1 protein-coding gene is annotated in these 2,809 nt (G+C 42.9%); it reads left to right on the top strand.

What is annotated here, in order from left to right:
- On the top strand, window positions 1-2,809 hold a 2,809-nt coding region (locus tag IR213_RS15930), incomplete at both ends, for an HYR-like domain-containing protein (protein WP_194313277.1).

Genomic DNA, 2,809 nt, shown 5'->3' with positions numbered 1-2,809 from the left:
CAATTGTCCTGCTACTCCAGTTTTTGCCGTAGCAACAGCTACTGATGCTTGTGGTTCTGCTTTCACTTTAACATCTGCCGATGTAACAACCCCTGGTACTTGTGCCGGATCGTATTCGGTAACAAGAACCTGGACTGCTAAAGATGCTTGCAACAATTCATCCACTGCTTCCCAAACGATAAACGTTCAAGATATTACCGCTCCAGTTATTGCTGCTTTGCCTGCAAATTCAACCATCAATTGTCCTGCTACTCCAGTTTTTGCTGTAGCAACAGCTACTGATGCTTGTGGTTCTGCTTTCACTTTAACATCTGCCGATGTAACAACCCCTGGTACTTGTGCCGGATCGTATTCTGTAACCAGAACCTGGACTGCCAAAGATGCTTGTAATAATTCATCCACTGCTTCCCAAACGATAAACGTTCAAGATATTACCGCTCCAGTTATTGCTGCTTTGCCTGCAAATTCAACCATCAATTGTCCTGCTACTCCAGTTTTTGCCGTAGCAACAGCTACTGACGCTTGTGGTTCTGCTTTCACTTTAACATCTGCCGATGTAACAACCCCTGGTACTTGTGCCGGATCGTATTCGGTAACAAGAACCTGGACTGCCAAAGATGCTTGCAACAATTCATCTACTGCTTCTCAAACGATAAACGTTCAAGATATTACCGCTCCAGTTATTGCTGCTTTGCCTGCAAATTCAACCATCAATTGTCCTGCTACTCCAGTTTTTGCCGTAGCAACGGCTACTGACGCTTGTGGTTCTGCTTTCACTTTAACATCTGCCGATGTAACAACCCCTGGTACTTGTGCCGGATCGTATTCTGTAACCAGAACTTGGACTGCCAAAGATTCTTGCAACAATTCATCCACTGCTTCCCAAACGATAAACGTTCAAGATATTACCGCTCCAGTTATTGCTGCTTTGCCTGCCACTTCAACCATTAATTGTCCTGCTACTCCAGTTTTTGCCGTAGCAACAGCTACTGATGCTTGTGGTTCTGCTTTCACTTTAACATCTGCCGATGTAACAACCCCTGGTACTTGTGCCGGATCTTATTCGGTAACAAGAACCTGGACTGCCAAAGATGCTTGCAACAATTCATCCACTGCTTCCCAAACGATAATCGTTCAAGATATTACCGCTCCAGTTATCGCTGCTTTGCCTGCAACTTCAACCATCAATTGTCCTGCTACTCCAGTTTTTGCCGTAGCAACAGCCACTGATGCTTGTGGTTCTGCAATATTGACTTTTGCAGATGTTACAACTCCCGGAGCATGTGCAGGTGCATACTCTATAACCAGAACTTGGACTGCCAAAGATGCTTGTAATAATTCATCTACTGCTTCTCAAACTATAACAGTTCAAGATATTACTGCTCCTACTTTTACAATACCTGCTGATATTACTATTATTAAGGATGCAACCTGTGGTTATAATGCTGCTCCATCAATTACTGGGTCTCCATCTAATGTTATTGACAATTGTGATTCAAATCCAATTGTATCTTATACTGATGCCTCTTGTTTTGATTATAGTATTAATACCCAAATGAATCAAGGTCAAGGATATTACTATCCTGTGGTGATTTCTGGTTATACTAGTTTAACTGCTGGTCAAATCCAAAAAGTGGCTATGGAGTTTACAACCAACCAAGGAAAAGGAAATGCTGAATTTATCCTTATCGCCCCAAGTGGTGATGGAATTGTTCTAGTTGGCTCCTACTGTGATGGTGGAAACTGTGAGGTAACTGGTTCTACAACATACAGCCCAACATTTTATCCAAGTACCTCTAGTTACACAAAATGGGTGAATTCTGATAACATTGCTGCTGGTCCAGGTAGTTTTGAACCAAATGGAGGAACTTCAACAAATAGCATAGCTGGTTTTAATGGAAATTACAGAACCCGTTTTGAGGATCTTACCGGACCGATGAATGGTACCTGGACTCTTTTTGGAAGAAAAGACACTCCTGCATCTGGAACATTAGAATTCACAGGTGTTTGTATTTCACCAACAGCATGTGAAGGCAACACGGTGATTGTAAGATCATGGACTGCCACAGATGCTTGTGGTAACACTAGCGCTCCTTTCAAACAAATTATTAATGTGGTTGATACTACTGCGCCTACTTGGACAACCGCTGCTGGTTCTTTAGATGTTACTTTAGAATGTAGCAATGCTGCTGGTATAGCTACTGCGCAAGCCGCTTTCCCTGTAGCAGCTGATAATTGTGATTTAGATGTTAGCAATATCATTAAAGTTTCTGGCGCTTTTGTTGCTAGTACTTGTGGTAATTCTGGAACTTACACCAATACTTGGACAGTAAGTGATAATTGTGGTAACCTAAGCGCAACTTTCACTCAAGTAATCACCGTTCAAGATACCACTAAACCGGTATTGAGCGCTGCGCCTGCGGATACAACTACAGAATGTTCTGCCGTCCCAATAGCTTCGGCCGCAGATTTAACTGCTACCGATAATTGTGACGCTGCTCCGGTAGTGACTTACAATGAAGTAAGAACTGACGGAAACTGTGCCAGTAACTATACTTTAACCAGAACTTGGACCGCTACTGATGTTTGTGGTAACGCTTCTTCTAAATCTCAAGTAATCACCGTTCAAGATACCACTAAACCGGTATTGAGCGCTGCGCCTGCTGATGTAACTGCTGAATGTTCTGCCGTACCAATAGCTTCGGCCGCAGATTTAACTGCTACCGATAATTGTGACGCTGCTCCGGTAGTGACTTACAATGAAGTAAGAACTGACGGAAACTGTGCCAGTAACTATACTTTAACCAGA

Origin of the sequence: Flavobacterium soyangense, from assembly GCF_015277675.1 — a bacterium.
GTDB lineage: Bacteria > Bacteroidota > Bacteroidia > Flavobacteriales > Flavobacteriaceae > Flavobacterium > Flavobacterium soyangense.
Note: the sequence above shows the minus strand (reverse complement) of the source record. Positions and strands in the feature narration are given on the sequence as shown.